Annotated in this window: 6 protein-coding genes; 2 read left to right on the top strand and 4 right to left on the bottom strand. The window is 75.7% G+C overall.

The annotated features are described in order from the left end of the window. Positions 1-529 precede the first annotated feature (529 nt). Positions 530-1999, top strand: a complete 1470-nt coding sequence (locus ABD308_RS06345; RefSeq protein WP_425554704.1) for a PP2C family protein-serine/threonine phosphatase — start codon at positions 530-532, stop codon at positions 1997-1999. A 34-nt stretch (positions 2000-2033) separates the two neighbouring features. Here ABD308_RS06345 and ABD308_RS06340 read toward each other — a convergent pair whose 3' ends face one another. From ABD308_RS06340 to ABD308_RS06330, 3 genes are all read right to left on the bottom strand, one after another. After that, complete coding sequence (locus tag ABD308_RS06340; RefSeq protein WP_344328426.1) at positions 2034-3131, bottom strand: baeRF3 domain-containing protein; 1098 nt, start codon at positions 3129-3131, stop codon at positions 2034-2036. Between the two features lie 155 nt (positions 3132-3286). Then, complete coding sequence (locus tag ABD308_RS06335) at positions 3287-3790, bottom strand: YfbM family protein (RefSeq protein WP_344328418.1); 504 nt, start codon at positions 3788-3790, stop codon at positions 3287-3289. 70 nt (positions 3791-3860) lie between these two features. Further along, the gene (locus ABD308_RS06330) at positions 3861-4340 is read right to left on the bottom strand and encodes a flavin reductase family protein (RefSeq protein WP_344328408.1); all 480 of its coding nucleotides are present in this window, start codon (positions 4338-4340) and stop codon (positions 3861-3863) included. A 235-nt stretch (positions 4341-4575) separates the two neighbouring features. Here ABD308_RS06330 and ABD308_RS06325 point away from each other — a divergent pair, with 235 nt between their 5' ends. Next, positions 4576-5397 (top strand): alpha/beta fold hydrolase, encoded by an 822-nt coding sequence (locus ABD308_RS06325; protein WP_344328399.1) that lies wholly within the window; start codon positions 4576-4578, stop codon positions 5395-5397. Positions 5398-5536: 139 nt separating this feature from the next. Here the strand turns inward: ABD308_RS06325 and ABD308_RS06320 are convergent, their stop codons facing one another. Then, a complete protein-coding gene (locus ABD308_RS06320) occupies positions 5537-5794 on the bottom strand; it encodes a hypothetical protein (RefSeq protein ID WP_344328394.1) in 258 nt (85 codons plus the stop codon). Between the last annotated feature and the right edge of the window lie 206 nt (positions 5795-6000).

The raw sequence follows: 6000 nt of genomic DNA, 5'->3' as shown, positions 1-6000 counted from the left end.
GCGGTGACCCCGCCGCGGCGGCCCGCGCCATGCTGGAGCACGCGCTGCGCCCGCTCGGCGTGGCGGCCGTCGCGGTCTGGGCGGCCCACCCGGACCTCTCGCTGTCGCTCGCCGGGTGCGCCGGCTTCCACGAGGAGGAGGCCCGCCGCTGGCGCCACGTGCCGCCGGGCGTGCCGACCCCGGCCCGCCGCGCCCTGGACGAGCGGGCGGCGGTCGGCTACCCGACGCTCGCCGAGGCCTCCCTGCCCTCGGTCGGCCAGCACGAGATCCGCGGCGGCCGGCTGGCCGTCCCGGCCGGCAAGGGCGGGCGGCTGATCGGCGTCCTGGAGCTCTGCTGGCACGAGCGGCTGCCCGAGCAGTCCCAGCCGCTGCAACGCCAGTTCGAGGCGCTCGCGGAGGTGGGGGNGCCGCCACCCTGGAGTCCGGCGGCGGGTGGGAGCCGCAGGCGCCGGACGCCGCCGACACCGGCTTCGAGGAGCTGCGCCGGCTGGCCGACGGCCTGCTCGACCCGTGCCTGCTGCTGCGGGCCGTGCCGGACGGCGACGACCTGCCGCCGCCGTTCGTGATCCGCCATCTCAACCCGGCCTTCGTGGACTTCGCCGGCCGGCCCACCGGCGCGATCGCCGGCGCCCGGCTGCTGGAGGCCTACCCGCTGGCGGCCGAACCGGGCGGCCTGGCCGAGAAGGTCGAGCACGTCCACGCCACCGGGGAACCGTTCCGCGCCCCCGACCTGCGGCTGGCCGCGCTGGTCGGCGGGGTGCCGCTGGTCACCCGGGCGCAGGTCGGCATCACCCGGCACGGCGGCCACGTGGCGGTGATCTGGCGCCTGGACGACGGCACCCCGCGGATGGCCCGGCTGCTCCAGCACGCGCAGCGCCTCGGACGGATCGGCGGCTTCGAGGAGGACCTGCGCACCCGCCGGATCGTCTGGAACGACACCCTGTTCGAGCTGCACGGCCTACCGCCCACCGCGCCGCCGATCGCCCTCGACCAGCTCCCCGAGCACGCCCACCCGGACGACCGGCTCGCCCTCGGGCGGTTCCTGCGCACCCTGCTGCACCACCACCGCCCGGCGTCCACCGCCTTCCGGCTGCAGCGCCCCGACGGCGTCACCCGGCACATCCGGGTCGTCGCCGAGCCGGTGCCCGACCCGGGCAGCGGGCTGCGCACCGTGCGCGGCGCCTACCAGGACATCTCCGCCCAGCACTGGACGGAGGTCGCGCTCGCCGCCACCCGCGACCAGCTCGCCCAGAGCGAGCAGCAGGCCGCCGAGCGCAGCCGCCTCGCGCTCCAGCTGCAGCACGCGATCATGCCGCCCGCGCGCGGCCCGCTGGAGCTGCCGGACCTGCGGGTCGGGGTGCGCTACCGCCCGGCCGAGAAGGGCCACCTGGTCGGCGGCGACTGGTACGACGCCCTGCCGCTGCCCTCGGGGGACGTACTGCTGTGCGTGGGCGACGTCGCCGGCCACGGCATCGAGGCCGCCACCGGGATGGTCGCCCTGCGCAACGCGCTGCGCGGCCTGGCCGCCACCGGGGCGGGGCCGGCCCAACTGCTGGGCTGGCTGAACAGCGTCACCCACCACCTGACCGACCAGGTCACCGCGACCGCCGTCTGCGGCCTCTACCGGCCCGGGTCGCGCCGGCTGCGCTGGGCGCGCGCGGGGCACCCGCCGCCGGTGCTGCTGCGCGGGCAACGGGCGACCAGCCTGCCGCAGCTGGGCGGCATCCTGCTCGGCGCCGTCGACCAGGCCGAGTACGAGGAGGGCGAGCTGGTCCTGGAGCCGGGCGACGAGCTGGTGATGTACACCGACGGGCTCATCGAGCGCCGCGACGAGTCCTTCCAGGCCTCGCTGGCGGGCCTGATGGCCCTCGCCGAGCGGGCCCGGGGCACGGCGGCCGGCGGCGCGGACGGCCTGGAGGAGCACCTGGACCACCTGCTGCGCTACAGCAGCGCCGACACGGACGACGACACCTGCCTGGTCGGGATCGCCGTCCGGTAGTCGCCGGCTTCGGTGGCGGCCTCGGGTAGCGGCCTCAGTACCGCAGGACGGCGGCGATCCGGCCCGCGTCGGAGAGGGTGCCGTCGGGCACGAAGCTGACCTGGCCGCCGTTGTCGAGGGTGCGCTCGACGACCTCGTCGACGATGTCCTCGCGCGCGCCGGACTCCTCGGCCGCCGCCGGGACCACGTGCTCGCCGGCGTCGCGCACGGCGGTGCGGAAGTTCTCCTCGACCACCAGCCGGCCGAGCCGGCCGTCCCCGGCGGCCCGCCAGACCTCGTCCAGCCCCGCGGCGAAGGTCTGCCGGCCGCGCGCCGCGTCGAGCTGGGCGAGGGCGTCGGTGGTGTCGCGCTCGGCCTGGGCGCGCACGGCGGGCTCGACCACCTTGCGGACCGTCTCGGCGTCCGCCTGGGCGAGGCCGCCGTGCGGCAGTTGCTCGGTGGCCTCCTTGGCGATCGGGCCGACGGCGTCCAGCAGGGCGAGCGCGGCGGCCTCGCCGGTGACGTAGAGCGGCCGGCGGTCGGCGGCGAGCAGCCTGCCCACCTCGGCGTCGGCCTGCCGCAGGAAGGTCTTGGTCTCCTCGTCGCGGAAGGTGCTGGGCGTGTCGCCGATGCGCTCCTGCCGCTCGGGGTCGGGGTTGTCGAAGACGCGCTCCAGCGGGAAGCCGTGGTCGCGGTCCTCGGTGACCCGGTCCTGGTCGCCGCGCCACAGCACCACCCGGTCGGCGGCGACCGCGAGCACCCAGTAGGGGCGCTCGGCGGCCTGTGCGGCGACCAGGTTGCGGGTCAGGTAGGTGTCCGACAGCACCACCCGGGCGGGTGCGGTGCGCCCGAGCGACCAGACCTGGTGCTCACCGGGCGCGGCGAGGATCGCCAGGCCGTCCTCGGCGTGCACCAGGTCGACCTCGGCGAGGGCCCGGTCGAGCTGCTCCAGCACGTCGATCCGGTCCGCGCGGGAGACCTCGGGGTCGGCCTGGACCTTCTCCTTGGCCTCGGCCAGCAGGTTGCGCAGCCGGACCGGGTCCTGCGCGTTGTCCGGCTCCCGGCGGTGCGTGGGCATCAGGATGGACACCGCCGGATACGGCCTCGGCCGGCGCAGCTCGGCGAGGACGGCGGGGCTGGGGGCGCGCTGCATGGAGACCCTTTCCGAAGGCGGCTCGGCCTTCTTCACGTGGACACGCCGGACCGGGATCACTCCCGAGGATCCGCGATGCCCGGAATGTCCTCAATGTACAGACATGCCCCCAGGTCCGCCGCCCGTCCGCCGGGCGTCCACCGCCCGGCGTCAGGTCACTCGATCCAGACCAGCACCCCGTGCCGACGGGTCGCCACCGCCCCGAGGAAATCGGCCAGGGCGCGGTACTCGGCCGTCACCAGGTGCAGCGAGTCCTCGTCCTCCCACAGACCCTGCGGGTACACCCGCGCCTCGGCGAGGTCCGCCGCCCGCACCCCCTCGACCAGCCGTCCCGGGTCCAGCTCCGCGAGCGCCCCGGCGGCGAGCCGGACCCGGTCCGGGGCGATCAGGGACGGCGGCCCGTAGCCCCAGTCCTCCGCGCCCGGCAGCTCCTCCTCGCCGTGCACGAGGTCGACCGGAAACTCCCGGCGGCGGAGCAGGAAGTCCAGCGCCTGCCAGGCCTTCCCGGTCTCGTGCAGCCGCCCCCGGCCGCCGCCCGCCCGCTCGTCGCCGTCCGCGTCGTCCAGCTCCTCGACGAACTCCAGGACCCACTCGGGCTCCCTCACCGCCCGCTCCAACTCCCCGGCGCTGAGCCGGAGGTACCGCCCGATCATGCTCATGGCCGGAGCCTAGGCGGGGCCACCGACAATGCCGCCGCACGCACCGGGAGTCACCGGACGCCGCCCGGGCTCAGGCGGGGTGGCCGGCGGTGATGCCGGCGACGTCGCGGTAGGACAGCACCGGGGCGGCGCCCACGGGCGGGGCGGTGACGGCCACCGGGGCCAGCAGCAGGCCGGTGTGGTCGCCCCAGTCCGCGCAGTCCAGCACCCGGCCGACGAACCACGCGGGCGCCTCCGCGAGCACCGGCACCCCGTACGGGCCGTGGTACCACTCGACGGCCGCGAACTTGTCCGTGTCGTCGCCGCTGCGCCCGCCGAACAGCGCGGCCAGCCCGTGCCCGTACGGCAGCAGGTGCACGCCCAGCGCGTCGGCCGCGAGCGCCGCGTCGTAGGTGTGGTTGGCCTTGGAGATCCACACCACGAACCGCGCGGGCTCGATCGAGCACTGGCCCGCGAAGCCGACCAGGCACCCGGCCGGCGGCGGCCCGGGCGCGGTGACCACGTACACCGGGTAGTCGAGCAGGGCCGTGAACGTGTCGAAGTCGCCCATGGCACCAGCCTAGGAACCGACCCGGCGGTTCGCACCCGGCGGCTCGCCGCGGCCGGATTCCGCTCTCCCGGTGCCACGCACCGCGCGGAACTTGTCCGACGGTGCACGGAAGGCGCTGTGGCGGCGACGGCGGCCGTGCGGCCGGTCATGCTGGGAATCAGCCGGCCGAAAGCGTCACGAAGGCGCGCCAGGCCGGGCGTCCTCCCCGCTCAACCAGCACAACCGAAAGGCCGTCATGCCCTTCATCACCCTTTCCGATGGTTCCCGGAAGTTCTACAAGGACTGGGGCACCGGACGGCCCGTCGTCCTCTCGCACGGCTGGCCGCTGAACGCCGACGGGTGGGAGAACCAGGCCGTGGCCCTCGCCTCGGCCGGCTTCCGCGTCATCGCCCACGACCGGCGCGGCCACGGCCGCTCCACCCAGACGTGGGACGGCAACCACATGGACCAGTACGCCGACGACCTGGCCGAGCTGCTCGACCAGCTCGACCTGACCGACGCGGTGCTGGTCGGCCACTCCACCGGCGGCGGCGAGGTCGCCCGCTACCTGGGCCGGCACGGCTCCGCCCGGGTGCGCAAGGCTGTCCTGCTGGGCGCCGTCCCGCCGCTGATGCTGCTCACCGAGACCAACCCCGAGGGCACCCCGCTCTCGGTGTTCGACGGCATCCGCGCGGGTGTCGCCACCGACCGGTCGCAGTTCTACTACGACCTGAGCGAGGCCTTCTACGGCTTCAACCGCCCCGGCGCCGCGACCTCCGAGGGCAAGCGGCGCGAGTTCTGGCTGCAGGGCATGCAGGCCGGTCTGAAGAACGCCCTGGACTGCGTCGAGGCGTTCTCGGAGACCGACTTCACCGAGGACCTCAAGAAGATCGACATCCCGGTGCTGGTCGCCCACGGTGACGACGACCAGATCGTCCCGATCGCCGCCTCCGCCGAGAAGACCGTCAAGCTGCTCCCCCAGGGCACCCTGAAGGTCTACGCGGGCGCGCCGCACGGCCTGGTCGGCGCCTACGAGGCCGAGTTCACCAAGGACCTCGTCGCGTTCGTGGCCTCCTGATCCACCTGTCGCGGCCCGGCCCGGCCGACCCACGGTCTCACCGCCGCCAGACGGCCAGGCCGGCCGACCCGCGGCGGGCGCCGGGGTGCGGCGCCCGCTCCGGCCCCGGACGCCTCCACGGGTCCGGGGCCGGTCCGCGTCAGCGACCCGACAGCCTTTCCGCCAGGGCCCGCACGGCCTCGGAACCGGCCGCCGCCACCCGGTCGAGCACCTCCAGCACCGCCGCGTACTCGCCCCGGGCCAGCCGCACCGGGGCTCCCCCGGTGGCCAGCGCCGCCTCGATCGCGGCCTCGGCGTCCCCGTCAAGCCCCGGCACGGCCGACACCTGGCCGGCCTGCACCACCCGCCCCGTGATGTGGACCGTTCCCGCGATGCTGTTGCTGACCTCCACCGTCACTTCCCCCTCCGCGTCGTGTTCCGTGCCCGCACTGTAGCGGGCCGGATGGCGCCGCCGGACGCCGTTTCCCCGTTCCCGCGCCCGGACGCCCTCCGTCCGGGCCCGTCTGAGTTCCGTTCACCCGCCCGCGGTTCGGCTCCACGCGCTCCACGGGCTCCTGTCGGGGCGTCGGCCCGCCGTTCGGCCTGGCGTTCCCTACGCTACGG

The sequence above is a fragment of the Kitasatospora putterlickiae genome, from assembly GCF_039527695.1.
Taxonomy (GTDB): domain Bacteria; phylum Actinomycetota; class Actinomycetes; order Streptomycetales; family Streptomycetaceae; genus Kitasatospora; species Kitasatospora putterlickiae.
This window is presented reverse-complemented; position numbering and strand designations above follow the sequence as displayed.

Coding starts and splice junctions, on each gene's coding strand:
- ABD308_RS06340 (WP_344328426.1), bottom strand. CDS start 3,131: ATGCAGCGCGCCCCCAGCCCCGCCGTCCTCGCCGAGCTGCGCCGGCCG.
- ABD308_RS06335 (WP_344328418.1), bottom strand. CDS start 3,790: ATGAGCATGATCGGGCGGTACCTCCGGCTCAGCGCCGGGGAGTTGGAG.
- ABD308_RS06330 (WP_344328408.1), bottom strand. CDS start 4,340: ATGGGCGACTTCGACACGTTCACGGCCCTGCTCGACTACCCGGTGTAC.
- ABD308_RS06325 (WP_344328399.1), top strand. CDS start 4,576: ATGCCCTTCATCACCCTTTCCGATGGTTCCCGGAAGTTCTACAAGGAC.